The following is a 26,570-nucleotide window of genomic DNA, read 5'->3' as shown; positions in this document are numbered from 1 at the left end:
GGGGCGCTGGATGGCGTCAGTCTTCTTCGCCTACATAAAAAACGTCGTCCCCGCGCAGGCGGGGACCCAAGTTCCTCAGCGCGCCACCACTTCAAGGGAAGTAGCGGCGCAAGCTGGCTTGGGTCCCGCCTGCGCGGGGACGACGGGGGTACTGCAAATGCGTCTAGAGGTTCAGGAATTACTCACCGAACGAACGGCGCGCGCCGTCCATCGAGCGCGGGTGGGCGCCCTTGTAGCCGCCTTCGCGGCGCTGGCCCTGGCCTTCGCGTGGAGCGCTGAAGCGGTTGCCATCGCGTGGCGCACGGTCGGCGGCCGGACGGTCGCCTTGCGGACGCGGTGCGTAGCCTTCGCGCGGACCGCGGTCGGCGTAGCGGCTCTCGCCGGCAGGACGGTCGCCCTGCGGACGGGCTGCGAAGCCTTCGCGTGGAGCGCGATCGGCGTAGCCGCCTTGCGAACCCGACGGCTTGCCGAAACCGCGCTGCGCAGGCTTGCCGGCACTACGGCCGTCGCCCGGCTTCCAGCCCGGACGCGCCGCGGTACGTGGCGCCGCGCTGCGTTTCGGCTCGAAGCCCTCGATCACATTGACCGGGATCGGCTGGCGGGTGAAGCGCTCGATACGGCGGATGTTCATGTTCTCGGCATGGTTCACCAGCGAGATCGCGACACCGTTGCGGCCGGCGCGGCCGGTGCGGCCGATGCGGTGCACGTAGTCCTCGGGGAACTTCGGCAGGTCGTAGTTGACCACGTGGGTGATGGTCGGCACGTCGATGCCGCGCGCGGCCACGTCGGTCGCGACCAGCACGCGGACGCTGCCACGGCGCATGCCGTCGAGCGTGCGGTTACGGGCGCCCTGGTGCATGTCGCCATGCAGCGCGGCGGCGGCGAAACCGGCGATGTTCAGGCGGTCGGCGATCATGTCGGCGTCACGCTTGGTGGCGGTAAACACCACGGCCTGGTCCAGCGTCTCGTCGCGCAGCAGGTGGTCGAGCAGGCGGTTCTTGTGCGACAGGTCGTCGACAAAGTGCACGCGCTGGACGATGTTCTCGTGGCGGTTGGTCGCGCTGGCGATCTGGATCGTCATCGGATCGGTCGTGATGCGGCGGGCCATATTGCCCACCACACCGTCCAGGGTCGCCGAGAACAGCATGGTCTGGCGGGTCGATGGGGTAGCGGCGACGATTTTCTCGATGTCGTCGATGAAGCCCATGTCGAGCATGCGGTCGGCTTCGTCGAGCACCAGGATCTCGAGCTGCGAGAAGTCGATCTTGCCCGACTCCATGTGGTCGATCAGGCGGCCCGGGGTGGCGACGAGGATTTCAGGATTCTTGGCCAGCAGTTGCATCTGCTTCGGGTACGGCATGCCGCCCAGGATCGAGACGCAGCGCACGCGGCGCATATGGGCCGTGTACTTGTCGGTGTTGCTGGTCACTTGCAGGGCCAGTTCGCGGGTCGGGGTCAGGACCAGCATCTTCGGCTGGGCCGGCTTGAAACGGACGCGCTCGCCACGTGCCTTGGCAGCCTGCGCTTCTTGCGCAGGGGTCTTGCCGACTGGCGCAGGCTCGGCGTTGGCGAGGTGGTGCAGGGCCGGCAGCATGAAGGCGGCGGTCTTGCCCGAACCGGTCTGCGACGACACCAAGAGGTCGCGGCGTGCGATGGCCGCAGGGATGGCTTGCGCCTGGACCGGGGTCGGGGTGGTGTAGCCGCTATCGGCGACTGCCTGGACGATGGACGCGTGCAGGCCAAGTGCTTCAAAACTCATGTGTTCTTTACTTTCGGAATAAATCATGCACGTTCGCACATGTGGCGCGAACGTAAAAATGCAACGCGAACCAACAAACGAAATGACTCAGTAATGAAAGAAATTTCGGCACAAAAGCTTTGCGCCGGGACGGTGTCTGGAAACGACACGCAAGGCGGGAGGCTTTGGAAAGGCGCTCTGGTCGAGCTGCCTGGGGTTTGCGTAGCTGCTAGTTGTACTGCTGTCGCTGCTTTGACTGCCGCCTTGAAGGTGGGGGATGTCGCAGCGCACAAACCGTACTATACAGGGTTTTCCGGATCTCTGCACGACCCACGCTAAAACTGTGCAGTCTATGCTGCACAGCAATATTAAGGCGAAGCGCTGCGAGGGCGGGCCTTGCGCCCGCCATGTCAGCGCTGCTTGCGCTTGGACGAGGTATTGCGCGCGATGCGCTTGCCGTTCTTGCTGGCGCCGGCCTTGGCCTTGAAGCGCGAAGCGCTGCGCGTGGCCTTGCCGCGGTCTGCTTCGAACGCGACCACCGCATTCTCGATGATGTTCTCGGCGATGTCGGCGTGGCCGGAGGCCGAAGTCTTCGGCACCAGGATCGTCGAGCCGGCCTTCAGGCGCGACTGGGCGGGAATATTGTTGGCCTGGCGGATGACTTCGGGTGTCGTCCCGAACTTCGAGGCCAGCTGGGCGATGCTGACGCGGGCGCCGGTAATCTTGTGCGTGGTCCAGGTCGACAGGGCATGGCCCCATTGCGCCAGGTTGATGTGGAATTTCTCGGCGTTCTCGGTTGGCAGCAGGATCTTGGTGCGCTCGCCGCCGATGATGACCGGTTTCTTGAACTGCGGATTGAGCGCCTTGAATTCATCGAGCGACATCTCGGCCAGTTGGGCCGCGATGGCCAGGTCGATGTCGCTGGTCTTGTCGACCGTCGTGAAGTAGGGCTGGTTGTCGATCGCCGGCAGCGTCACGCCGTACTGGCCCGGATTGGCCACCACGTTCTTGACCGCCTGCAGCTTCGGCACGTAGTTGCGGGTCTCGGCCGGCATCAGTTCGGCCAGGCTGTCGAAGTCGGTCGGCTTGCCCAGTTCCTGGTTTTTCTTGATGGCGCGCTGGACATTACCTTCGCCCCAGTTATACGCCGCGAGGGCCAGTGGCCAGTCGCCGAACATCGTGTACAGGCGCTGCAGATAGGTCAGGGCCGCGTCGGTCGAGGCGACCACGCCGCGCCGTTCGTCCTTGAACATGTTCTGCCGCAGGTCGAAGTCCTTGCCGGTGCCCGGCACAAACTGCCACAGGCCGGCGGCATTGGCGCTCGACATCGCCTGCGGATTGAAGGCCGATTCGATCACCGGCAGCAGGGCCAGCTCGGTCGGCATGCCGCGCTTTTCGAGTTCGGATACCACGTGGTACAGGTAGGGCGAGGCACGGCCGGAAATGCGGGCTAGGCTGGCCGGATGATTGGCGTAGGCCTGGGCATGGCGGGTGACGAGCGCGTTGTTCAGGTCAGGGATCGCATAACCGCTGCGGATGCGGCCCCAGACGTCGGTCTCGCGGTATTCGTCGGTCTTGTCGGCGGTTCTGTCGATCCTGGTCGACGCTGGCGACAGCGAGGTCGACAGAGGCATGGACTGGACGGTCGGCAGGGCGGCGGCGTCCATTGCCTGGCTCAGCGGCGCGGCTGCCAGCAGAGCCAGCGCGGCCAGGGTGAAGATGGAACGTTTCGTGTCGTGCATGGGCTTCATGGTGAGAGGCTTTTCCAGTGTTGCGTCCAGGAACGAGCGGACAAGACAAGAGGGCAGTGTACGGACCAATTGTCGAGGCAGTCAAGAATTAAGTCTCCGTCGTTACAATAAAAGTCGAAGAATGAATATCATCCATTGGCATCATGAAAACGGAAGATGCCGGACATATCAGGAAGATGGGAGCAACAGGCATGTGCTCTGGCGCCTGTCCTGGTCTACGCCCGTGGTTGCCAAACCTTAGCGCCGCCGTGGGGGCAATCTATGAGTCGGCGCAAAGAGTGCGTACAATCCAGGCTTTGCCGTTCCCCTGCTATTGAAAGTTTCACCATGAGCCCCCCCAATCTGAACGCCGACGATGACGCCATCGTCGCCGCCACCCGCAGGTGGCTGGAGCGGGCCGTCATCGGCCTCAACCTCTGCCCCTTCGCCAAGTCGGTCTATGTCAAGGAACAGATCCGCTACGTCGTGTGCCCCGCCACGACGCCCGAGCAATTGCTCGAGACCTTGATGGACGAGTTGCAGCACCTGTCCGACACCAGCCCGGAACAGGTCGACACGACCCTGCTGATCCATCCCTTCGTGCTGAACGATTTTGAGGACTACAACGAGTTCCTCGACGTGGCCGACGTCGCGGTCGAGGACATGGGGCTCGAAGGGGAGCTGCAGGTGGCCAGTTTCCACCCGGATTACCAGTTCGCCGACACCGACGCCAACGACATCGCGAACTACACCAACCGCGCGCCGTATCCTATCCTGCACCTGCTGCGCGAGGACAGCATCGCGCGCGCCGTGGAAGCGTTCCCGCAAGCCGAGGAGATCTTCGAAAAGAATATCGAGACCATGGAAAAGCTGGGCCACGAAGGCTGGGACAAGCTCGATGTCGGCCCGGCCTGAAGACGGCGGCGCCAGGGCGCCGCTGCCCGAGCGTCCCGATACCCCGTGCGTGGCGGTGTGCTCGACCACTTTCGACGAGGTGTGCCGCGGCTGCGGGCGCACCGTGGCAGAGGTCGCCAACTGGGTGTCGATGAGCGCGCCCGAGAAGGAAACCGTGTGGCAGCGCATCCTCGCGCAGGGTTACCCGCGCCGCAATACCTGATCGTTCTCGGGGAACGCTGGATCAATAGGTCCCGATAAAATCCCGCTTGCCGATCGGAACGCCGTTATGACGCAGGATCGCGTACGCCGTGGTGACGTGGAAGTAGAACTGCGGCAGGGCGAAATGGATCAGGTAGCGCACGCCGTCGTCGAAATGGCGGGCGCGTTCGCCGCTGCCATGGGTGATGGCGCGCGTGGCGCCGGCCTCGACGTCCGCCTGCGCCAGGCTGTCGATGAAGCCGAGCGTCCTGGTGATGCGCTGCTGCAGTTCGGTGAAAGTGCGCTCGGCGTCCTCGTAGCGCGGCGGCTCGACGCCGGCCAGGCGCGCGCTGGCGCCCTTGGCGAAATCGGTGGCGATCTGGATCTGCTTGGCCAGCGGGAACATGTCCGGATACAGGCGCGCCTGCAGCAGGGCGTCCGGTTCGATACGGCGTTCCAGGGCGTGGGCCTCGGCTTTTTCGAGCACCGCCGCCAGGCCGCCCAGCAATTGGCGGAATACCGGCACCGAGGCCGCATACAGCGAATGGGTCATTTGATGGTTCTCCTATCGATTGTCAATCATAGCAAGTCTTGTCGTGCGCCGCCGACAGACGTGGCCGGCGATATCGGCCGTCGTCCCCCTCGGCCGCATTGTTAGTGACGCCCAGCAAGCAACTGTGCATAATCTCGCCATCTTCATGCAGCGGGCCTGTCCAGTCCGCCATTCTGCATCCATGTCCAGTCCCGCTGCCCCCGCCGTACCGTCCCGCCTGCGCATGCTGAACGGCCGCTCGTTGTACGGTGCGCTGCTGCTGGTGGTGTTCGCCGGCCTGCTGGCGCCGGCGGTGGTCGGCAGCTATCTGCTGGTCGGGGTGCAGGAGCGCGCCGCCGCGGCGGCCAGCCTGAACGACACGCTCCAGCGCAATGCCGACATCCTGGCGCTGGGAATGCAGGAATCGCTGCTGGACCTGAACACCGACGCGGCGCGGCCGCTGCTCGACTCGATGCTGCGCGACCCGGCCGTGGTCGGGATCGACGTGCGCGACCTGGCTGGCGCCAGCGTACTGCGCCTGCGCTCGCCCGAACGTCCCCTGGGCAAGGTCTTGCGCGCCGAGCGGTCGATCACGGCGCGCGGCGCGGACATCGGCAGCGTCACGCTGGCCATGGACGACTACCGTAGCGGCCAGGAGCTGCGCGCCAAGCAGCGCAACTACGCGCTGGTGCTGGCGGTGCAGCTGGCGGTGTCGCTGCTGCTGATCGCCTTGCTGCTGCGCCGCCGCCTGGCCTCGCCCCTGCGCGGCCTGATGCGATTTTCCGACCGCCTGGCGCGCGGCGACTTCGAGACGCCGCTGGCGCTGTCGGCCCATGACGAGTTGGGGCGCCTGGGCGAGCAGATGGAACGCATGCGGCTGGCGATCCGCGACCTGTTCGCCGACGTCGCGCGCAGCGAAGAACAGTTCCGCACCATCGTGACCCAGGTCCCGGGCGCGGTCTACCGCGTGCGCGCGGGCGGACCGATCGAGTTCGTCAGCGATGCGATCGAAGCGATCACCGGCTTCCCGTCGGCGCGCTTCATGTGCGCCACGACCGAGGACTGGGCCGCCATCGTCCATCCGGAAGACCGGCGTGAATATCACCGGATCGTCCGTGAAGCGGTGCGCTCGGGCGCCGCCTACGAGATGGAATACCGGATCCTGGACGCCCACGGCATCGAGCGCTGGGTGCAGGAGCACGGCCAGCCGCAGGCCGCCCACGATCCGGCACTGCACGGCGCGGGCGGAGTGTGGGTCGACGGCATCATTTCGGACATCAGCGAGCGCCGTCATGACGAGATGCGCATCGAGGCGCTGCTGGCCGAGCAGGCGGCAATCCTGGACAACGTCATGTTCGGCGTGCTGTTCGTGCGCCAGCGCCGCATCATCTCCAGCAACCGCCGCTGCGAAGAGCTGTTCGGCTACCAGGAAGGCGAGATGGTCGGGCAGTCGACCGCCATCCTGTATCCGACCCGCGGGGAGTATGAGCGCATCGGCACCGAACAGTACCCGCTGCTCGAGCGCGGCATGGACCCGGGCGAGGAGCGCCAGCTGCGCCACCGCGACGGCAGCCTGTTCTGGTGCCTGATGAGTGGCTGCGCGCTCGATCCGAGCCGCGCCAACGAGGGCAGCATCTGGGTGTTCGCCGACATCACCGAGCGCAAGCTGGCCGAGGAAAAGCTGCGCCTGTCCGCCAATGTACTGGAACACATCGCCGACGGCGTGATGGTGCTCGACGTGGGTGGCCGCATCGTGGCCACCAACCCGGCCTTCACCCGCATCACCGGCTACGCCGAGCAGGAAGCGCTGGGCCGCGAATCGAGCCTGACAAAAGGCACCGGCAACGACCAGGCCTTCTACGAACAGTTGTGGCGTCAGCTCGAGGAATCGGGATTCTGGCGCGGCGAGATCTGGGACACACGCAAGGACGGCGAAGCCTACCTGGAAGCGCTGACGGTATCGGCGGTGCGCGACGACGCCGGCGCCACCACCCATTATGTGTGCGTGTTCAGCGACATCACGCGCGAGCGCGAGTCGCAGATGCAACTCGATCACCTGGCGCATCACGACGCGCTCACTGCACTGCCGAATCGCCTGCTGTACCACGACCGCCTGCGCCACGCGATGGCGCGGGCTGAACGCGACGGCGAGCAGCTGGCGGTGATGTTCATCGACCTCGACCGCTTCAAGAACGTCAACGACACGCTTGGCCACCACGTGGGCGACGAACTGCTCAAGCAGGCGGCGCAGGCGCTGTCGCGCTGCCTGCGCGAGGGCGATACCCTGGCGCGCCTGGGCGGCGACGAATTCATCTTGCTGCTGCAGGACGTCGGCGGCGCGCCCGGTGCGACGCGCGTGGCCGAGAAGCTGATGGCGATGTTCGAGCAGCCCTTCGAGGTCTCGGGCTACGAGCTGTTCGTCACCGGCAGCGTCGGCATCAGCCTGTATCCTCAGGACGGACGCGACCTGCACATGCTGATCCGGAACGCCGACGTGGCGATGTATCAGGCCAAGGCGCGCGGGCGCAACGGCTACCAGTTCTACACGCCGTCGATGAGCGGCGACGGCGTGGAGCGCCTGCGCATGGAAACCCTGCTGCGGCGCGCGATCGAGCGCCAGGAGATCTACCTGGACTACCAGCCTCAGGTCGAGATCGACAGCGGACGCCTGATCGGGGTCGAGGCCCTGCTGCGCTGGAACAGCCCGGAGCTGGGCCAGGTGGCGCCCAGCAGCTTCATCCAGCTGGCCGAGGACACCGGCTTGATCGGCCAGCTGGGCCAGTGGGTGCTGCAGGCTGCCTGCCGCCAGATGGTGGCCTGGGAAGCGCGTGGCCTCGCGGTGCCGAAGATCGCGGTCAACCTGTCGGCGCGCCAGTTCGAGCGCGGCGGCATGGCCGCCGCCGTGGCCGCGGTGCTGGACGATGCGGGCCTGGCGAGCGCGCGCCTGCAGCTCGAAGTGACGGAATCGGTGATCATGAACACGGGCGACGCGCTGCAGTACGTGAACGACCTGCATGCGATCGGCGTGGCGCTGGCGATCGACGATTTCGGGACCGGTTACTCGTCGCTGGCCTATCTCAAGCAGCTGCCGGTGCAGACGCTCAAGATCGACCGCAGCTTCATCAAGGACATCCCGCAGGACCCGGATGACGAGGCGATCGCGATCGCCATCATCCAGCTCGGCAAGAGCATGGGGCTGTCGGTGATCGCCGAAGGCGTCGAGCGCGAAGACCAGGCCGACTTCCTGCTGCGCCACGGCTGCAACCGCGCGCAGGGCTATTTGTATGGCAGGCCGGTGTCCGGCGACGACATCCTCGCGCGCTGGGGGAGGGCCTCCGATGCCTAGGCCAACGCTGGTGCCGCGCGAAGGCGCGCCTGCCCTGCCTCACCCGCAGGGCAGGCGCCGCCGCAACTTCCTGCTGGCTGGCCTGGCCGCCGGCGGCGCGCTGCTGATCGGCTGGGGCACGCAACCGCCGCGCCAGCGCCTGCATCCGTCGCGGCCGCTGACGTTGGAGGACGGCGAAGTGGCGCTCAATGGCTGGGTGGCGCTGGCCCAGGACGGCACGGTCTCGGTGGTGGTGCCGCGCAGCGAGATGGGGCAGGGCGTCCACACGGCGCTGCCGATGCTGGTGGCCGAGGAACTCGACGTCGGCCTGGACGCGGTGCGCGTGATCCAGCCGCCGATCGACAAGATCTACGCCAACGTCACGGTGCTGCGCGAGAACCTGCCGTTCCACCCGGACGACACCGGCCGCACGGCGCAAGGCGCCCAGTGGCTGATGGCGAAGATCGGGCGCGAGCTGGGCATCATGTTCACGGGCGGCTCGAGCAGCGTGCGCGACGCCTGGCTGCCGATGCGCGAAGCCGGCGCCGTGGCGCGCGCGATGCTGGTCCATGCCGCGGCGCACGGCTGGGACGCGCGGGTGGAGGATTGCCGTACCGAGGATGGCTTCGTGCTCCACCGTGACGGCCGCAGCGCCGGCTATGGCGCGCTGGCGCGCCAGGCGGCGCGGCTCGGCGCCGGCATCACCGCGCGCGACGTGCGACTGAAGCAAGCAAAGGACTTCCGCCTGATCGGCAAACCCGTGGCGCGCCTGGACAGCCGCGCCAAGTCCGACGGCAGTGCGCGCTTCGGCATCGACGCGCGGCCTGCCGGTCTGGTCTACGCGGCCCTGAAGATGGCGCCGACGCTGGGCGCGACGGTGGCGTCCTTCGACGCCGACGCGGTGCGCCGCATGCCGGGCGTGCTGGCCGTGGTCGACGTCTCGCCGGCGCTCGAGGGCCGCACCGGCGCCGGCGCCGGCGTGGCGGTGGTGGCGTCGACCTGGTGGCAGGCGCGCCAGGCGGCCGAGGCCTTGCCGGTCAGCTGGATCCCGGGCGAGCATGCGGCGCTGTCCTGCGCCGCGATCATGGACGGCCTGGCGCGCGCGCTCGACGAGGAGCGTGGCCATGTCTATCACGAGACCGGCGCCCAGGAAGTCGCAGGCGCGGCGCGCACCGTGCGCGCCGAATACCGGGCGCCGTTCCTGGCGCATGCGGCGCTCGAGCCGGTCAACTGTACCGCCCAGGTCGCGCGCGGCAAGGTGCGCCTGTGGGTCTCGACCCAGGTGCCGAGCATCGCGGTCGATTGCGCCGCACGCGTGGCCGGCGTGGCGCGCGAGAACGTGGCGATCGACGTGATGCTGCTGGGCGGCGGCTTTGGCCGGCGCCTTGAGGTGGACATGGTGGCGCAGGCGGTCGCCATCGCGAAGGCGGCCGGCGGCCAGCCGGTGCAGTTGATCTGGACCCGCGAGCAGGACACGATGCACGACGTCTACCGCCCGGCGGCGCTGGCGCGCTTTGCGGCGCAATTGGACAAGGACGGCGCCATCCTGGCCTGGGACAACAAGTCGGCGGGCGGCGCGATCGGCCATCAGTATTTCGAGCGCAGCCTCGGCCTGCCGGGCGTGGGGCCGGACAAGACCACGGCCGAGGGAGAGTATGACCATCAATACGCGATCCCGAACCAGCGCGTGGCGCACGTGGCCGTGGCCAGTGCGGTGCCGATCGGCTACTGGCGCTCGGTCGGGCATTCGCACAATGCCTTCTTCAAGGAGTCGTTCCTGGACGAGGTGGCGCACGCCGGCGGCCAGGATCCGGTGGCCTTGCGGCGCAAGCTACTGGCGGGCCAGCCGCGCGCGCTGGCGGTGCTGGATGCGGCGGTGGCCGCCGCCGGCCAGGCGCCGGACGGGCGCGCGCACGGCGTGGCGCTGCATCGATCGTTCGGCAGCACGGTGGCCCAGGTGGCCGAGGTGTCGGTGGAACATGGCGAGATCCGCGTGCACCGCGTGGTGTGCGCGATCGATTGCGGCCTCGTGGTCAATCCGAATATCGTGGCCCAGCAGGTCGAGTCGAGCGTTGTGTTCGGCCTGTCGGCCGCGCTGGCCGGCGAGGTCACGGTGGAGGGCGGCAGGATACTGCAGTCGAACTTCGGCGACTATCCGCTGCTGCGCATGGGCCAGGCGCCGCGAGTCGAAACCGTCGTGATGCCGAGCAGCGCGCATCCGGAAGGCGTGGGCGAGCCGGCCGTGCCGCCGGTGGCGCCGGCGGTGGCGGCGGCGGTGTTCAGGCTGACCGGGCAGCGGCTGCGCAGCTTGCCGTTGCGGCTGGCCTCGTCATAGGCTGTTCGCTTCTGGCCGCATCCGCGTTGGCGTAATGACGACAGACATGGCGTGCGTTGTGGTTCACAATGATAATTGTGACTACACCCGGCTTCCGGTAGGCGCGGTTTGCCCCGGCCGGCTTTCGTGCACGGCGACAATCGTGGTGAACATCATGTCGATAGTGGCCAGCTTGATCGAAAGGCTCACTGCCAAGCCGGACAACGCGCCGTTCCTGTATGCAGCCGAGCATGTGGTCGTTGCGACGGATGGTGCATACCGGACGCTCGATATCGCCGCCTATCCAGGGCTGGCCATGCTCCATACCGTCTCATGCGGCGCGCACGTCAAGGTCTTGTCGTACTGGCGAAGCGCCGAACACTTCCGGGCATGCAAAGCGCAGTTCGGCGCGGCGCTGGGTAGTGCCGGCAAGCCCCATCATGGGCCGGTCGACCATGTCGCGACGGCCGGCAAACCCTGGTGGCGCAAGGTGTCGGCATATAACGCCGTGGTTACGCTGGTGGCGGTGCTGTCGGCGGCGAAGGCGCTCGAAGGGCATCTCGACTGGCTCTTTGCGGCGCCTGACGTTTCGTTTCACCCGGGACGGCAGCAGTTGCATGTCGTCGAAGGCGAATCGTTCGAAGCCAATCTGGAAGTGACGAACCGGGCGCCGGTGGTGCAGCGGCTCGACATGCAGGCATGGCAGGCGTCGCCGGCGCATGGCCAGCTATCCATCGATCAGTTCGGGTCCTCCATATCGAATCTGGCGCCCGGTTCGTCGCATTCCATGCGCGTCACCGGCCGTGCGCTGAAGCCGGGGGAGTCGACGGTCGTCGTGGCGGTCACCGCCAACGCCGGCCTGTTCAGGTACAAAAAGGTCCGGTCGGCACGCATTGCGATCTCCGTCTGGCCGCTGACGCCGTTCGCGACCGGGCTGCGTTTCGATCCTTCCAAGGGGCGGGCCGGGATGCTGCGCGGCCAGGTCGTCAACGGACCGCCGGCCCACGAGATCGAATGCCGCGCGGTCATCAAGGCAGTGCCGGGGTTGCGCTACAGCGGTGAAGGAGAGTTGATTTCCGCGGGCGAGCCATCGAAAGGGAACTATGTCCTGGTATTCAAGATCGGTATGAAGACAGCGTTCAAGGTCACCGACATCGCACAACAGCTGGAGAGCCCGGTCGCTCAGGATTGGAAGAAAGTCGAGGCGGCCAGCGAACTGACGTGTTTTCAAAAGGAGCCGACATCATGAAAAAATCCTTGCTGGCGCTGGCGGCCGTATTTTTCGCGGTGACGATCATGACCAGTTCAATGGCGGGGGCCGGGACGATCCGGGGTCGGGTCATCGAGGCAGGTTCGAGCGGTGCGACCGATGTCGGTATCGACGCGGTGATCGTCAGGATCATGGATGCCGGCGACAAGGTCCTGGGCTCGACGGCGACCGACGAAACCGGGCATTACAGCGTCCAGGTGGCGGCGAAAGCGAGCAAGGCCACGTTCGACAAGATCGACTATGCCCCGCAACCTGCCCGGCGAATACTCGACCCTGGCAAGGCCACGCAGGACGATGTCTTTCTTGGAAAGAAAAATCAGGCACCGGACTACTATCAGTCCCTGGCAAGAGCGTTCAACCAGAGCGATCGGCAAAAGGTGATGCAATACGCCGAAATCGTGGATGCCTTGCCCAGGCGAGACAGGGATCTGGTCGTGGGCTCGCTCAGCTCGATAGAGGCCATCGCCGCGCTGAAACAGGTCGAGATCCGGCACGGGGAGTTGGGGTTCTTCCGACAACGGGAGATGCGCGCCGCAGGCCGGCCTGACCAGGAGCAGCCTGCGCCAGTGAGCGACTCGGGTTCTGGCAGAGCGAAGGAAAAAATCATTGTCAACTGAATCGCGCCGGCGCCGCGGTAGCGAGCCGCGTCGACCCGCCGCGTGTCGCGGCTTTTCAGTCGACTTTCCCGAGCAGCAGGCGCAGGCTGGCCTGGCGTTGCCAGCCGCGGCGTTCTTCGCTCGACTGCGCCAGGCGCGCCAGCTCGTCGTCGCTTTGCTCGGCCTGCGCCTGTACCAGGCGGTCGGCCACGCCGACGTCCGGGACCATGGAGCCGAAGAAGGCGACCGTATCGCCGCGCTGCAGCAGCAGGGTGGGGAAGTTGTCGACGTCGAGATCGCCCACCAGGTCGGCCTGGTCTTCGATATCGATCCAGACGAACTGCTTGTCCGGATGGCGCAGCGCCAGCTCGTCGAAGGTGGCGCGGTAGGTCGCGCAGGTACCGCACCAGGCGGCGCACAGGCAGGCGACGGTCCAGCCATCGCCATTGACGGCGGCGGCGACCGCGTCGCGGGTCGTGGAATCGAGGGTCAGGCTCTGCATGAGCGGCATTGTACAGCGACTTTCAGATCGTGTTGCACTGCAATGGGCATTCGCCATGCCGCCATGGAAGCCGTTCGGCCGAGCGGTTAAAATAGCGGCATGTCTACCATCCTTGCTATCGAAACCTCGGCCGAACTGGCGTCCTGCGCGCTGCTGGTCGGGGAAACCGTCATTGTCCGTTCGACGCCCGGCGTGCGCAGCCACTCGCAATCGGTCCTGCCCATGGTGCAGGAGTTGTTGAATGAGGCAGGCGTCGCGCTGGCCGACTGCGACGCGGTCGCCTTTGGCGCCGGTCCCGGCTCCTTCACCGGCGTGCGCACCGCCTGCGGCGTGGCCCAGGGCCTGGCCTACGGCGCCAACTTGCCCGTGCTGCCGTTGGTGACCCTCGAGGCGATGGCCGTAGCCTGCCGCGCCGCCACCGGCGCCGACGAGGTGCTGGCGGTGCTGGATGCCCGCATGGGCGAGGTGTACTGGGCCCAATACAGATTCGAAGACGGCAAGTGGACCGACGTGGTGGCGCCGGCGCTGTCGGCGCCGCAGGACGTGGCGCCAATCCCGGCCGGCGGCCTGCAAGCCTGCGGCAACGGCTTCGCGGAGTACGCCGACGCCTTCGCCGCCCACCCGTTCGCGCAAGGCGCGCTACCCGATATCATGCCGCATGCGCGTGAGCTGGCGCTGCTGGCGCGCGCCGCGCTGGCGGCCGGGCAGGGCGTGCCCGCGGCCCAGGCCCAGCCGATCTACCTGCGCAACAAGGTCGCGTACACGAGCGCCGAGCGCCAGGCCATCAACCAGGCCAAGGCCGGCGCATGACGCAACTGCAAGACACCGGCCTGCGCCTGGCCCCGATGACGCCGGCCGATGTGGACGAGGTGTGGGCGCTCGAACGCAGCGTTTTTCCCTATCCCTGGAGCCGTGGAAATTTCGTCGATTCCGTGGCCAGCGGCTACGATTGCTGGACCGTGCGCGACGCCGGCGGCGAGTTGGCCGGCTATTATCTGTTGATGTACGCGCTCGACGAAGCGCACCTGCTCGACGTTGCGCTGGCCGGCAAGCACCAGGGCCAGGGCCTGGGCCGGCGCCTGCTCGACGAGATCGCCGCGCGCGCGCACAGCCAGGGCATGACCTCGATCCTGCTCGAGGTGCGACCGTCGAACGAGCGCGCGCTCGACGTATATCGGCGCCATGGCTACGTCCATATCGGCCGCCGCAAGGGGTATTATCCGGCCGGCCCGGCGGGCCGCGAGGATGCGATCGTGATGAGGCTGGATTTATGAAGAACACGAGCCAGCGCGACGCGCTGTTCCTGGCCGAGATGGGCATCGGCCCGCTGTGGCAGTTGCGCAATGCGCCGCAGGCCGAGGCGGGGGCCGTTGCGGAAACGGCGTTCGTCGAGGCGGCGCCGGACGTCGTCGCGCCGGCGTCCGACGCTGCGCCTGCACTTGAAGCCGCACCTGCACTTGAAGCCGCGCCTGCACTCGAAGCAGCGCCTGTGCCCGAGCCGACGCCGGCCGCGCGGGTCCACACGCCGTTGTCCGCGCCGCCGTACCGCAATGCGCCGCCGGTCGAAGAAGATTCGGCCTGGGACGATGGCGCTGTACCTGAACCGGCGGCGCCGGATGTCGCCGCCATGGACTGGACCGGCCTGCGCCAGGCGATCGCCGCCTGCAGGGACTGCGCCTGTGGCGAAGGCCGCAAGCCGGTGTACGGCGCCGGTCCGCGCCAGGCACGCTGGCTGGTCGCGCCCGGCACCCCGAGCGCCCTCGATGAACAGGCGGGACAGCCGCTGACGGGCGACCCCGGCAGGCTGCTCGACAATATGCTGCACGCGGTCGGCCTCTCGCGCGAGCGCGACGTCTATGTCACGCCGCTGGTCAAATGCCGTCCGCTGAACGCGAAGGGCGGCGACCGCGCGCCGACCCCTGGCGAGATCGCCGCCTGCCGTCCCTTCATCGCGCGCGAAGTGGCGCTCACCGGGGCGTCGACCGTGGTGACCCTGGGCCAGGTCGCGGCCAACGGCTTGCTGGGCCGTGCGCTGCAAGAGCCTCTGGCGGGCGCACGTGGCGAAGTCCATCGATTGAACGAGACGCCGCTGGTGGCCACGCTCCATCCGGGCGAGCTGCTGCTGCGCGGCGAGAACAAGGCGCTGGCGTGGGCCGACCTGTGCCGGGCGCGATCCCTTGGGCCGCGCGACTAGTTACCAGGCCGCCTTCCACCGCCGCTGGGGCCACCTGCGGCAGGACCGGGTGCGTGCGCTTGCCTGGCTGCTCGACTCGCCGGACCTGCTCGACGCGCAAGCGCCGGCATGGGCGGGCCGCATCGCCGCCCTGGGCCCGGTCACGCAAGACGTGGCCGACTGGCTGGCGCGGCTCGACATGGATTCATCGAGGCTGGACGCCGCGCTCGGCGCCAGGACCTTTACCCGGCTGGGGCTGTACGCCGAAAAGCTGATGGCCTTTTATTTCGCCGAGCAGGGCCGCCTGGTGCGCCACGGCCTGCAGGTGCGTGCCAGCCGCAACGACACGGTGGGCGAATTCGACTTCCTGCTCGAGCACGGCCCCAGCGCGCTGACCCACATCGAATTCGCCACCAAGTTCTACCTGCTCGATGGCGGCGGATCGACCGAGTTCGACGCCCTGGTCGGCCCCAACCTGGCCGACAGCCTGGGCGTCAAGATGCGCAAGGTGTTTGAGCGCCAACTGGCGCTGGGCGCGCACCCGGCGGCCCAGGCCCTGCTGCCGCTGCCCGTGACGCAGGCGCAAGCCCTGGTCAAGGGCTGGCTGTTCTACCCGTCCGGCAGCTGGCCCGCGATGCAGGGCATCACAGCCGGCCACTGTCGCGGTTTCTGGTGCGCGCTGGAAGAACTCGATGAGGTGCCCGGGGAGGAATTCCTGGTCTTGCCCAAGCTGCAATGGCTTGCTCCGTTCCGCGCCGAATCGGCAGACCGGACAATGACCCGGTCCCAGCTGGCCACCGCCCTGGCCGACCAGTTCGCCACCTCCGGCACGCCGGTCCTGGTCGCCATCGTACGCCGTCACGACGGCATCATCGACGAGGTCGACCGCGGCTTCGTCGTCCCCAACGACTGGCGCGCACGGGCAGCCCAGGTACGCATGGTCAAGTCGGTCCAGCCGCCGCAGCCTCCCTCTTGATGAGGGTCAGAGTAGAATTGTTGAGCAATTTCTCGCATGGGCGAGGAAAGTGGGGGCCGAGTGGCCAGGTTGAGCAAGTTCCAGCCGTAAGCATTGCATGTTAGTGCCGCTTAAGCAATGTTGACTTGAAACGTTGTCAAACAATCCGGCGCCGCCCCTCATTGGATGGGGTCAGTGCTTGCCTTCGCCGATCAGGCCGAGCGAATCGTGTTCGCGCTGGTTGAGCAGGTGGCGGCGCTGGATCAGCAGCATGATGCCGGCGACCGACAGGCCGAAGATGACGATGATGATGTCCAGGTCGAGGTTCAGCGTGATCATGATCGCGTAGGCGGCCAGCATCACCAGGATGGACAGGTTCTCGTTGAAGTTCTGGACCGCGATCGAGTGGCCCGCGCTCATCAACACGTGGCCGCGGTGCTGCAGCAGGGCGTTCATCGGCACCACGAAGAAGCCCGACAGGAAACCGATCAGGGCCAGCAGCGGGTAAGCCAACGACACCGAGGTCACGAACACCATGCTGGTCACGACCAGGCCCATGATGATGCCCATCGGGATCACACTCAGCGACTTGCGCAGCGGGATCATGCGCGCCGCCATCGCGGCGCCCAGCGCCACGCCGATCGCGACCACGCCGATCAGGTTGGTCGCTTTGTCCAGCGGCATGCCGAGCGAACGCTCGGCCCATTTCAGCACGATGAATTGCAGGGTCGCGCCGGCGCCCCAGAACAGGGTCGTCACCGCCAGCGAGATCTGGCCCAGCTTGTCGCGCCACAGCGTGGCCGAGCAGTTGGCGAAGTCGGCGATCAGCTTGGCCGGATTGCGCTCCTGGTGCTCGTAACGCGCGCCGGTGTCCGGGATGCGCAGGTTGAACAGGGCTGCCAGCATATAGATGCCGACCACTACCGCCATCGCGGCTTCGGCGCCGGTCGTGATGCCCAGCGCCGTGATGGCGTCGAACGACAGCAGGAAAGCCGTACCGCGCTCGCTCACCAGCGTGCCGCCGAGGACGGTGCCGAGGATGATCGACATCACCGTCAGGCCCTCGATCCAGCCATTGGCGGGCACGAGTTTTTCGGGCGGCAGCAATTCGGTCAGGATGCCGTACTTGGCGGGCGAGTACACGGCCGCGCCGAAGCCGACCACGGCGTACGACATCAAGGGATGGATGGTGAAGAACATCAGCGCGCAACCGACGACCTTGATGATGTTCGCGATGAACATCACGCGTCCCTTGGGCAGCGAGTCGGCGAAGGCGCCCACGAAAGCGGCAAGCAGGACGTAGAACAGGACGAATGACAGCTTCAGCAGCGGGGTCAGCGATGCCGGGGCGTCCATTGCGACGAGCAGGCTGATCGCGACAAACAGGAGCGCGTTATCAGCCAGCGACGAGAAGAACTGCGCCGCCATGATGGTATAAAAACCACGGTTCATTCGAGAATTCTTAAATCTGGTCCGGGTTGCTTTATACCATGAATGGGTAGACAGGCGAAACGGGAAACGCTGCCCCCGGCGCGCCCCGTGGTCCGCTCCGGTAAAATAGGCGCTTGACGTTTTGTACCGGATTCCCTCCGTCCTTCTTGAAAAAATTGCCATGCCGCGTCCGCTATTCGCCACCATCCACCTCGATTCCATGCAACACAACCTTGCCCAGGCCCGCACTTGCGCGCCACTGGCCAAGATCTGGGCGGTCGTGAAAGCCGACGCCTATGGCCATGGCCTGGAGCGCGCCATGCGCGGCTTCGCCACCGCCGACGGCCTGGCGCTGATCGAGCTCGAGAGCGCGATCCGCCTGCGCGAACTCGGCTGGATCAAGCCGATTCTTCTATTAGAGGGATTCTTCGAAGCGGCCGACGTGCCAATGCTCGCCGAGCACAATATCTCTACCGCCGTGCACAGCATCGAGCAGGTCAAGCTGCTCGAATACACCCAGCTCTACCACCCGATCGACGTCTACCTGAAAATGAACACCGGGATGAACCGCCTGGGTTTCCGCCCCGACGAGTACGCCGCTGCCTACAAGCGCCTGCGCGCGATCCGCGACGTGCGCAGCATCACCCACATGACCCACTTCGCCAATGCCGACGAACTCGAACATCCGCGCCTGACGATCGCCGAGCAGGTGCGGCGTTTCCGTGAAGGCGCAGGCGAGCTGGCCGGCGAACGCAGCCTGTCGAATTCGGGTGGCGTGCTGCACCAGGCTGAACTCGCCGGCCAGTTGTCGAACGACTGGGTCCGTCCCGGCATCATGCTGTACGGCGGCACGCCGGGCGGCCGCAGCGCCCAGGACTTCGGCCTGCGCCCCACCATGACCCTGCGCTCCGAAGTCATCGGCATCCAGCACATCGGGCCGGGCGACACGGTCGGCTACGGCAGCCGCTTCGAGGCCGAGGGCCCGATGACGATCGGCGTGGTGGCCTGCGGCTATGCCGACGGCTATCCACGCAGCGCGCCGCACGGCACGCCGGTGATCGTCGACGGCGTGCGCACCACGCTGGTCGGCCGGGTGTCGATGGACATGATGACCGTCGATCTTACGCCGGTCGCCAACGCCCGCATCGGCAGCAAGGTCACCCTGTGGGGCGATGGTCTGCCCATCGACGACGTGGCCCAGGCCGCCGGCACCATCGGCTACGAGTTGATGTGCGCGCTGGCGCCGCGCGTGCGCGTTACCGAAGGCCGTCTCGGCACCGACGGTTGAACTTTGCCGCCTTTACCTCCATATAAGAACGATGGCAAAAGCAAAAACCAACTATACCTGCAGCGAATGCGGCGCGATCGCGAACCGCTGGACCGGCCAGTGCGCCGACTGCAAGGCCTGGAACACGATGGTCGAGACGGTCGTCGACACGCCCGGCGTCAACCGCATGTCGCAGACCCAGCACCGCAGCCTGGCGCAGACCGCGCCGGTACTGTCGCTGGCCGATATCGAGGCGATCGACGTGCCGCGCTTCGGCACCGGCATCGAGGAATTCGACCGCGTGCTGGGCGGCGGCCTGGTGGCCGGCGGCGTGGTCCTGATCGGTGGCGATCCCGGGATCGGCAAGTCGACCCTGCTGCTGCAGGCGCTCTCGAGCCTGTCCGCGGTGCGCAGTACCCTCTACGTGAGCGGCGAGGAATCCGGCGCCCAGATCGCGCTGCGCGCAAAGCGCCTGGCGGTCGATGCGAAAGACCTCAAACTGCAGGCCGAGATCCAGCTCGAGAAAATCCTCGGCACCATCGCCGACCTCAAGCCCGACGTCGTGGTGATCGACTCGATCCAGACCATGTATTCGGACGCGCTCACCTCGGCTCCCGGCTCGGTGGCCCAGGTGCGCGAATGCGCGGCCCAGCTCACGCGCGTGGCCAAGCAGACCGGCGTGACCATCATCCTGGTCGGCCACGTCACGAAAGAGGGCGCGCTGGCTGGCCCGCGCGTGCTGGAACACATCGTCGACACCGTGTTGTACTTCGAAGGCGATACCCAATCGAGCTACCGCCTGGTGCGGGCCATCAAGAACCGCTTCGGCGCGGTAAACGAGCTGGGCGTGTTCGCGATGACCGAGAAGGGCCTGAAGGGCGTGTCGAATCCGTCGGCCCTGTTCCTGTCGCAGCACGACAGCCAGGTGCCGGGTTCCTGCGTGATGGTGACGCAGGAGGGGACGCGACCGCTGCTGGTCGAAATCCAGGCCCTGGTCGACACCAGCCACCTGCCCAATGCGCGCCGCCTGTCGGTCGGCCTGGAGCAGAATCGCCTGGCGATGCTGCTGGCGGTGCTGCACCGCCATGCGGGCATCGCGGCCTTCGACCAGGACGTCTTCATCAACGCCGTCGGCGGCGTCAAGATCACCGAGCCGGCGGCCGACCTTGCGGTCTTGTTGGCGATCAACTCGTCGATGCGCAGCAAGCCGCTGCCGCGCGGGCTGGTGGTGTTCGGCGAGGTTGGCCTGGCCGGCGAGATCCGGCCGGCGCCGCGCGGCCAGGAGCGCCTGCGCGAAGCAGCCAAGCTGGGCTTCTCGCTGGCCGTGATCCCCAAATCGAATATGCCCAAGCAGAGTATCGAGGGCATGAAGATCATCGCGGTCGAACGGATCGACGACGCCTTCAACAAGTTGCGCGAGATAGACTGAGCGTCCAACCCCGTGACGCAGGCCTTTGCCTGACGGAAACTCCGGATGCTTTTATAATTGTGTCTTGTTCACTGCATTCGGGTAAACACGTGCATCAAGACCAAAGGAAGACCCCACGCAAGGTCTACCGGACCAAGGCCGTGGTGGTCATGGACGGGCAGGCGCCGGTGATCGGCAAGACCTTCGACGTCGGCGCGAGCGGCGTCAGCATCAACGTCGCCGATCCGCTGGCGGTCGGCCAGGGCGGCCAGCTCGCCTTCGACCTGCTGGTGGACGGCGCTTGCGTGACGATCAATGCGCGGGCCAGGGTGTCATATTGCATCTTCAGTAGTGGCGAGTTCAAGGTCGGCTTCCAGTTCCTGAGCCCGGACCTGGCGGCGGTCACGATGCTGGCGCGTTTCATGCGTTGACGGTGACCGCTGTATACGCCAAGCGGCGAGCGCCATGGGCCTCGCCGCTTGCTGTCTTGGCCCGCGGAGCGGGCTATTCGCTATTCGTGATAGCGGTCATGCAAGTCATTGGAACTTCCTCGTACTTCCTGGTAGATCTCGAACGCCACCAGGGCAGCAAGTCCGCTCAGGATTCCCATCACCATCAGGTCGATCATATAAAACAAACGCCTTTCGGCATCCCCTCCATGTCATGACTACTCTCTCAGGGTAGCAGGCAATGGAGTATTTACAAGTGCGTGTAATTTGAACATGACAATATTCGGCGCGGTGCGACGTCCTTCCGCGCGCCACGCCGCTGCCGGGGATGCCATCCTTGCGCGCGTGTCATCTTGATGTCATATATGCCAAATATGTCATGAACCTGTCATATTCGCCCGTTAGACTGCACCTCATCGTCAGCGGGACCGTCCCGTGGTGTCACTTCCAAAGGATCCGATATGCGCATGAAGCATCTCTTCGTTTCGATCGCCCTGGCCGCAACGGCATTCTCCGCCAGCGCCCAGAACGCCAACATCACGGGCGCAGGCGCGACCTTCCCATACCCGATCTATGCCAAGTGGGCCGAGCTGTACAAAGCCGCCTCCGGCGTCGGCCTGAACTACCAGTCGGTGGGTTCCGGCGCCGGCATCAAGCAGATCAAGGCCAAGACCGTCGACTTCGGCGCCTCGGACATGCCGCTCGCGGCGGCGGACCTGAATGCGGCAGGCCTGTTCCAGTTCCCGGCCGTAATGGGCGGCGTGGTGCCGATCGTGAACCTGGAGGGCATCGCCCCGGGCCAGCTGAAACTCAGTGGTGCGATCATCGCCGACATCTACATGGGCAAGATCACGAAATGGAACGCGCCGCAGATTGCCGCGCTGAACCCGGGCGTCAGGCTCCCGAACTCGGACATCACCGTCGTGCGCCGCGCCGACAGCTCGGGTACCTCGTTCCTGTGGACCGACTACCTGTCGAAAGTCAGCCCGACCTGGAAATCGACCATCGGCGCCGGCACCACCGTCAAGTGGGCGGTCGGCGTGGGCGGCAAGGGCAACGAAGGCGTGGCCGCCAACGTGCAGCGTATCAAGGGCGGCATCGGCTACGTCGAATGGGCCTACGCCAAGAAGAACCGGATGGCGCACACCCAGCTGCAAGGCGCCGACGGCAGCTGGCTGCAGCCTTCGGACGACGCCTTCAAGGCCGCCGCCGCGGGCGCCGACTGGAAGGGCACCCCGGGCTTCGCCGTGATCCTCACCAACCAGCCGGGCAAGGGCGCCTGGCCCGTGACTGGCGCCTCGTACATCCTGATGCACAAGAACCAGGCCAGTGCCAAGGGCCAGCAGGTGCTGAAGTTCTTCGACTGGGCCTACAAGAACGGCGCTCCGGCCGCCGCCGACCTGGACTACGTGCCGATGCCAGCCGAAGTCACCAAGCTGGTGCAGGATGCCTGGCGCGCCAACCTGAAGGACGCGGCCGGCAAGGCGCTCTGGTAAGCCACTTTTCCTGACCCGGACGGGCCGGTGCGACCGGCCTTTCCGCACGCCAGCGATCTTGACAAAACGATATTGATAAAGAAGTCAACAAGACCATGAGCGCCCATCCATCCCTCTCCGCCGGCGATTTGTCCGCCAAGGCAGCCAGCGCCGACGACGGCTTCCAGTCCGCCGCCCTGCGCAACACGATGCGCAAGCAGCGCATCCAGGATTTCCTCTTCCATAAAGTCACCTTGTTGTTCGCGGCATCGGTGCTGGTGGTGCTGGTCGGGATCATCATCTCGCTGGCGATCGGTGCCGCGCCGGCCTTCAGGGAATTCGGCGCCGGCTTCATCACCCGCGTCGAATGGGATCCGGTGAACGACCAGTACGGCGCGATGATCGCGATCTGGGGCACGCTGGCCACCTCGATCATCGCGCTGGCGGTGGCGTTCCCGATCAGCTTCGGCATCGCCCTGTTCCTGACCGAGATCTGCCCGGCCTGGCTGCGCCGCCCGCTGGGCACCGCGGTCGAACTGCTGGCTGGCGTGCCGTCGATCATCTACGGCATGTGGGGCCTGTTCGTGTTCGCGCCGCTGTTCGCCGAATACGTGCAACCGGCGCTGAAGGAAACCATCGGCCAACTGCCGATCGTCGGCGCCATCTTCCAGGGCCCGACCATGGGCATCGGCATCATGACCGCCGGCCTGATCCTGGCGATCATGATCATCCCGTTCATCGCCTCGGTGATGCGCGACGTGTTCGAGATCGTGCCGACCGTCCTCAAGGAATCGGCATACGGCCTGGGCTGCACCCGCTGGGAAGTGGTGCGCAAGGTGGTGCTGCCGTACACCCGCAACGGCGTGGTGGGCGGCGTGATGCTGGGCCTGGGCCGCGCGCTGGGCGAGACGATGGCGGTCACCTTCGTGATCGGCAATGCGCACTCGCTGTCGGCGTCGCTGTTTGCGCCGGGTAACTCGATCTCGTCGACCCTGGCCAACGAATTCGCCGAAGCGGCCACCGCGCTGCATTCGTCGTCGCTGTTCGCCCTGGCACTGATCCTGTTCGGCATCACTTTCATCGTCCTGTCGGCCGCCAAGCTGATGCTGGTGGGTATGTCGCGTAACGAAGGCACCAAATAACAAGGTGGCATAGAGATGAATACCGCTGTCAAGAACCCTGTTTATCGCAAGCGCCTGCTGGCGCACCGCATCGGCATCACGCTGTCGGTGTGCGCCATGGGCGTCGGCCTGGCCTTCCTGGCCTGGATCCTGTTCACCCTGCTGTACAACGGCCTCGGTGGCCTGACCTCGACCCTGTTCACGGCCGACACCCCGGCTCCCGGCACGCCGGGCGGCGGCCTGCGCAACGCCATCGTCGGCAGCGTGATGATGGTCGGCCTGTCGACCCTGGTGAGTACCCCGATCGGCATCCTGGCCGGCATCTACCTGGCAGAGTACGGCGAGAACAACAAGTTCGCCCAGGTCACCCGCTTCGTGACCGACATCATGCTGTCGGCGCCGTCGATCGTGATCGGCCTGTTCGTGTATGCGATCTATGTCGCCAATGTGCAGCACTTCTCGGGCTATGCCGGTTCGATCGCGCTGTCGCTGATCGCGATCCCGGTCGTGGTGCGCACCACCGACAATATGCTGCGCCTGGTGCCGGCCAGCCTGCTGGAAGCGGCCTACGCCCTCGGCGCGCCGCACTGGAAGGTGGCGATCACGGTGCGCCTGCGCGCCGTGAAGGCCGGCGTCGTGACCGGCGTGCTACTGGCCGTGGCCCGTGTCACCGGCGAGACCGCGCCGCTGCTGTTCACCGCGCTGAACAACCAGTTCTTCAGCGCCGACATGAATGCGCCGCTGGCCAACCTGCCGGTGGTGATCTATACCTACGCCATGAGCCCGTACGACGACTGGCGCTCGCTGGCCTGGGGTGGTGCATTGCTGGTGACCGCGACGGTGCTGTTGCTGAACATCCTGTCGCGGACCCTGTTCAGCCAAAAAACTCCGCGTTAATTTATCCTGATAAAAGACAAAGTGATGAACCAAGCCATGCTCAATACGACTCCGGCGCCGGCCGCCGCCAAAGCCAAGACGATCGAAATCCAGGGCCTGAACTTCTTTTACGGCAAAACGCAGAGTCTGAAGAACGTCTCGCTCGACATCCATGCCAAGCAGGTGACGGCCTTCATTGGCCCGTCCGGTTGCGGCAAGTCGACCCTGCTGCGCACGCTGAACCGGATGTACGACCTGTACCCGGGCCAGCGCGCCGAGGGTTCGATCATGTACCGTGGCCGCAATATCCTGGAGCCGGGCGTCGACGTCAACATGCTGCGCGCCAAGGTCGGCATGGTGTTCCAGAAGCCGACGCCGTTCCCGATGTCGATCTACGACAACATCGCCTTCGGTGTGCGCCTGTACGAGAACCTGTCCAAGGGCGAGATGGACGAGCGCGTCGAATGGGCCCTGAAAAAGGCGGCGCTGTGGGAAGAAGCCAAGGACAAGCTGAACAAGAGCGGCCTGTCGCTGTCGGGCGGCCAGCAACAGCGCCTGTGCATCGCGCGCGGCGTGGCGGTCAAGCCGGATGTGCTGCTGCTGGATGAACCGACCTCGGCGCTGGACCCGATCTCGACCGCCAAGATCGAGGAACTGATCAGCGAACTGAAGCAGGATTACACGATCACCATCGTGACCCACAACATGCAACAGGCCGCTCGTTGTTCGGATTACACTGCCTACATGTATCTTGGCGAGCTCGTCGAATTCGGCGAGACCGACCAGATCTTCATGAATCCGGCGCGCAAGGAAACGCAAGACTATATTACCGGCCGCTTCGGCTGATCCGGCCGGCGACGACTATTTCGCCGGCCCCGCCGGCTTCACAAGAATATTTGACGGAGAAGTTATGACAGGCGAGCATTCATCCAAGCAGTACGACCAGGAACTCGAGGGCATCCGTTCCCAGGTCTTGCTGATGGGCGGCATGGTGGAAACGCAGTTCGAGGAAGCGCTCGAGTGCTTCCGCATCGGCGACATCGCACGCGCCGAGCGCGTGATGGCCGAGGACCAGGCCGTCAACCAGCTCGAAGTCTCGCTCGATGACGCCTGCAGCCACCTGATCGTCAAGCGCCAGCCGACCGCCAACGACTTGCGCACCGTGATGGCGACCATCAAGGTCATCACCGACCTGGAACGCATCGGCGACGAGGCGACCAAGGTCGCGCGCACCGCCAAAAGCCTGCACGAGCGCGGCGCCACCGGCTTCGCCCACTACGACATGATTCGCACCATCGCCAAGGCGACCTCGGAACTGCTGCACGATTCGCTCGACGCTTTTGCCCGCCTGGACGGCAGGCAGGCCTTGCAGATCATCGCCGGCGACGAAGTGGTCGACCACGAATTCCGCACCATCCTGCGCTCCATGGTCACCTATATGATGGAAGACCCGCGCACGATTTCGTCGGCGCTGGACACCCTGTGGGTGGCGAAGGCGATCGAGCGCATCGGCGACCACGCCAAGAACATCGCCGAGTACGTGATCTACGTGGTCGAAGGCCGTGACATCCGTCACAGCAAGGTGGTCCTCGACGGCCAGCCGGCGGCTTGACGATGGCGGACAACACTTCCGTCCTGGTGGTCGAAGACGAGCCGGCGATCGTCGAACTGGTGACCTACTCCCTGCGCGAGGCAGGGTGGGACATCCGCACCGCCGATACCACCGCCGGCGCCTGGGACAGCATCAGCCGGGGCAAGCCCGACCTGCTGCTGCTGGACTGGATGCTGCCCGACCAGAGCGGCCTGCGCCTGCTGTCGCGCCTGCGCGCCGACCGCGACTTCCAGGACCTGCCGGTAATCATGCTGACCGCGAAGAGCATGGAAGAAGACAAGCTGGCGGGCCTGAACAACGGCGCCGACGACTACATCACCAAGCCGTTTTCGCCACGCGAATTGCTGGCGCGTTCGCGCGCGCTGCTGCGCCGCAAATCGCCGCACCTGGCCGAGGCGCCGCTGCGCGCCGGCGCGGTGACGCTCGATCCGAACAGCTGCACGGTGACGGTCGAGAACCAGCAGATCGACATCGGCAACGCCGAATACAAGCTGCTCAAGTACCTGATGGCCCACCGCGAGCGCGTGTTTTCGCGCGCGCAGCTGCTCGACAAGGTGTGGGGCGACCACGCCGTGATCGAAGAGCGCACGGTCGACGTGCACGTGCTGCGCTTGCGCAAGGCGCTGAAATCGGCCGACGGCTTGATCCGCACGGTGCGCAGCGTCGGCTACATGCTGTCCGAGAAATAGCGCGGTGGCGAA

24 protein-coding genes are annotated in these 26,570 nt (G+C 66.0%); 19 read left to right on the top strand and 5 right to left on the bottom strand.

Translation table 11 applies throughout. From position 1 onward, the window contains the following. Window positions 1-178 precede the first annotated feature (178 nt). Window positions 179-1,759 carry a DEAD/DEAH box helicase gene (locus AC56KW_RS10725; RefSeq protein ID WP_497170720.1) on the bottom strand — a complete coding sequence of 527 codons (1,581 nt, stop codon included), beginning with the start codon at window positions 1,757-1,759 and terminating at the stop codon, window positions 179-181. A 389-nt stretch (window positions 1,760-2,148) separates the two neighbouring features. Beyond that, window positions 2,149-3,489: a transglycosylase SLT domain-containing protein gene (locus AC56KW_RS10720; protein WP_497170719.1), complete on the bottom strand. Its 1,341-nt coding sequence runs from the start codon at window positions 3,487-3,489 to the stop codon at window positions 2,149-2,151. Window positions 3,490-3,816: 327 nt separating this feature from the next. Between AC56KW_RS10720 and AC56KW_RS10715 the strand changes: the two genes are divergently transcribed. After that, window positions 3,817-4,383: a DUF1415 domain-containing protein gene (locus tag AC56KW_RS10715; RefSeq protein WP_497170718.1), complete on the top strand. Its 567-nt coding sequence runs from the start codon at window positions 3,817-3,819 to the stop codon at window positions 4,381-4,383. After that, window positions 4,367-4,585, top strand: coding sequence for a DUF1289 domain-containing protein (locus AC56KW_RS10710; RefSeq protein ID WP_497170717.1), 219 nt, complete (start codon window positions 4,367-4,369; stop codon window positions 4,583-4,585). Before AC56KW_RS10715 ends, AC56KW_RS10710 begins: the two co-directional genes overlap by 17 nt. Window positions 4,586-4,606: 21 nt before the next feature. Here AC56KW_RS10710 and AC56KW_RS10705 read toward each other — a convergent pair whose 3' ends face one another. After that, entirely contained in the window at window positions 4,607-5,116 is a 510-nt protein-coding gene (locus AC56KW_RS10705; RefSeq protein WP_497170716.1) for a DUF1993 domain-containing protein, read from the bottom strand. Between the two features lie 181 nt (window positions 5,117-5,297). Here AC56KW_RS10705 and AC56KW_RS10700 point away from each other — a divergent pair, with 181 nt between their 5' ends. From AC56KW_RS10700 to AC56KW_RS10685, 4 genes are all read left to right on the top strand, one after another. Next, complete coding sequence (locus tag AC56KW_RS10700; RefSeq protein ID WP_497170715.1) at window positions 5,298-8,441, top strand: EAL domain-containing protein; 3,144 nt, start codon at window positions 5,298-5,300, stop codon at window positions 8,439-8,441. Then, window positions 8,434-10,755: a xanthine dehydrogenase family protein molybdopterin-binding subunit gene (locus AC56KW_RS10695; protein WP_497170714.1), complete on the top strand. Its 2,322-nt coding sequence runs from the start codon at window positions 8,434-8,436 to the stop codon at window positions 10,753-10,755. The genes AC56KW_RS10700 and AC56KW_RS10695 overlap by 8 nt, the downstream gene beginning before the upstream one ends. A 142-nt stretch (window positions 10,756-10,897) precedes the next feature. Further along, window positions 10,898-11,983: a hypothetical protein gene (locus AC56KW_RS10690; RefSeq protein ID WP_497170713.1), complete on the top strand. Its 1,086-nt coding sequence runs from the start codon at window positions 10,898-10,900 to the stop codon at window positions 11,981-11,983. Continuing rightward, window positions 11,980-12,621, top strand: a complete 642-nt coding sequence (locus tag AC56KW_RS10685) for a hypothetical protein (RefSeq protein WP_497170712.1) — start codon at window positions 11,980-11,982, stop codon at window positions 12,619-12,621. The genes AC56KW_RS10690 and AC56KW_RS10685 overlap by 4 nt, the downstream gene beginning before the upstream one ends. Window positions 12,622-12,676: 55 nt before the next feature. On the opposite strand, the gene AC56KW_RS10680 is transcribed toward AC56KW_RS10685, so the two are convergent. Next, the gene (locus AC56KW_RS10680) at window positions 12,677-13,102 is read right to left on the bottom strand and encodes a thioredoxin family protein (protein WP_497170711.1); all 426 of its coding nucleotides are present in this window, start codon (window positions 13,100-13,102) and stop codon (window positions 12,677-12,679) included. Window positions 13,103-13,201: 99 nt separating this feature from the next. On the opposite strand from AC56KW_RS10680, the gene tsaB reads away from it, so the two are divergent. The 4 genes from tsaB to AC56KW_RS10660 are packed head-to-tail and all read left to right on the top strand — an operon-like array spanning window position 13,202 to window position 16,251. Beyond that, entirely contained in the window at window positions 13,202-13,912 is a 711-nt protein-coding gene (tsaB, locus tag AC56KW_RS10675) for a tRNA (adenosine(37)-N6)-threonylcarbamoyltransferase complex dimerization subunit type 1 TsaB (protein ID WP_497170710.1), read from the top strand. Continuing rightward, the gene (rimI, locus tag AC56KW_RS10670; protein WP_497170709.1) at window positions 13,909-14,376 is read left to right on the top strand and encodes a ribosomal protein S18-alanine N-acetyltransferase; all 468 of its coding nucleotides are present in this window, start codon (window positions 13,909-13,911) and stop codon (window positions 14,374-14,376) included. Before tsaB ends, rimI begins: the two co-directional genes overlap by 4 nt. Next, on the top strand, window positions 14,373-15,296 hold the full coding sequence (locus AC56KW_RS10665; RefSeq protein ID WP_497170708.1) for a uracil-DNA glycosylase: 924 nt from the start codon (window positions 14,373-14,375) through the stop codon (window positions 15,294-15,296). Before rimI ends, AC56KW_RS10665 begins: the two co-directional genes overlap by 4 nt. Beyond that, entirely contained in the window at window positions 15,280-16,251 is a 972-nt protein-coding gene (locus tag AC56KW_RS10660) for a DUF1853 family protein (RefSeq protein WP_497170707.1), read from the top strand. Before AC56KW_RS10665 ends, AC56KW_RS10660 begins: the two co-directional genes overlap by 17 nt. 171 nt (window positions 16,252-16,422) lie before the next feature. Here the strand turns inward: AC56KW_RS10660 and lplT are convergent, their stop codons facing one another. Beyond that, complete coding sequence (lplT, locus tag AC56KW_RS10655) at window positions 16,423-17,682, bottom strand: lysophospholipid transporter LplT (protein ID WP_497170706.1); 1,260 nt, start codon at window positions 17,680-17,682, stop codon at window positions 16,423-16,425. Between the two features lie 160 nt (window positions 17,683-17,842). Between lplT and alr the strand changes: the two genes are divergently transcribed. The 9 genes from alr (at window position 17,843) to AC56KW_RS10610 (ending at window position 26,558) form a co-directional block, all read left to right on the top strand. Continuing rightward, entirely contained in the window at window positions 17,843-18,949 is a 1,107-nt protein-coding gene (alr, locus tag AC56KW_RS10650) for an alanine racemase (RefSeq protein ID WP_497170705.1), read from the top strand. Window positions 18,950-18,980: 31 nt separating this feature from the next. Then, complete coding sequence (gene radA, locus AC56KW_RS10645) at window positions 18,981-20,357, top strand: DNA repair protein RadA (protein WP_497170704.1); 1,377 nt, start codon at window positions 18,981-18,983, stop codon at window positions 20,355-20,357. Window positions 20,358-20,446: 89 nt separating this feature from the next. Beyond that, window positions 20,447-20,767: a PilZ domain-containing protein gene (locus AC56KW_RS10640; RefSeq protein ID WP_497170703.1), complete on the top strand. Its 321-nt coding sequence runs from the start codon at window positions 20,447-20,449 to the stop codon at window positions 20,765-20,767. A 479-nt stretch (window positions 20,768-21,246) separates the two neighbouring features. Continuing rightward, on the top strand, window positions 21,247-22,281 hold the full coding sequence (gene pstS / locus AC56KW_RS10635; protein WP_497170702.1) for a phosphate ABC transporter substrate-binding protein PstS: 1,035 nt from the start codon (window positions 21,247-21,249) through the stop codon (window positions 22,279-22,281). 95 nt (window positions 22,282-22,376) lie between these two features. Beyond that, complete coding sequence (gene pstC, locus AC56KW_RS10630; protein WP_497170701.1) at window positions 22,377-23,402, top strand: phosphate ABC transporter permease subunit PstC; 1,026 nt, start codon at window positions 22,377-22,379, stop codon at window positions 23,400-23,402. Window positions 23,403-23,417: 15 nt separating this feature from the next. Further along, entirely contained in the window at window positions 23,418-24,278 is an 861-nt protein-coding gene (pstA, locus tag AC56KW_RS10625; RefSeq protein WP_497170700.1) for a phosphate ABC transporter permease PstA, read from the top strand. A 36-nt stretch (window positions 24,279-24,314) separates the two neighbouring features. Beyond that, window positions 24,315-25,103 carry a phosphate ABC transporter ATP-binding protein PstB gene (gene pstB / locus AC56KW_RS10620; protein WP_229520015.1) on the top strand — a complete coding sequence of 263 codons (789 nt, stop codon included), beginning with the start codon at window positions 24,315-24,317 and terminating at the stop codon, window positions 25,101-25,103. Between the two features lie 64 nt (window positions 25,104-25,167). Then, window positions 25,168-25,869, top strand: a complete 702-nt coding sequence (phoU, locus tag AC56KW_RS10615) for a phosphate signaling complex protein PhoU (protein ID WP_497170699.1) — start codon at window positions 25,168-25,170, stop codon at window positions 25,867-25,869. 2 nt (window positions 25,870-25,871) lie between these two features. After that, a complete protein-coding gene (locus AC56KW_RS10610; RefSeq protein ID WP_497170698.1) occupies window positions 25,872-26,558 on the top strand; it encodes a response regulator in 687 nt (228 codons plus the stop codon). Window positions 26,559-26,570 lie beyond the last annotated feature (12 nt).

It is taken from the genome of Telluria sp. RT2P19 (assembly GCF_059685725.1).
Note: the sequence above shows the minus strand (reverse complement) of the source record. Positions and strands in the feature narration are given on the sequence as shown.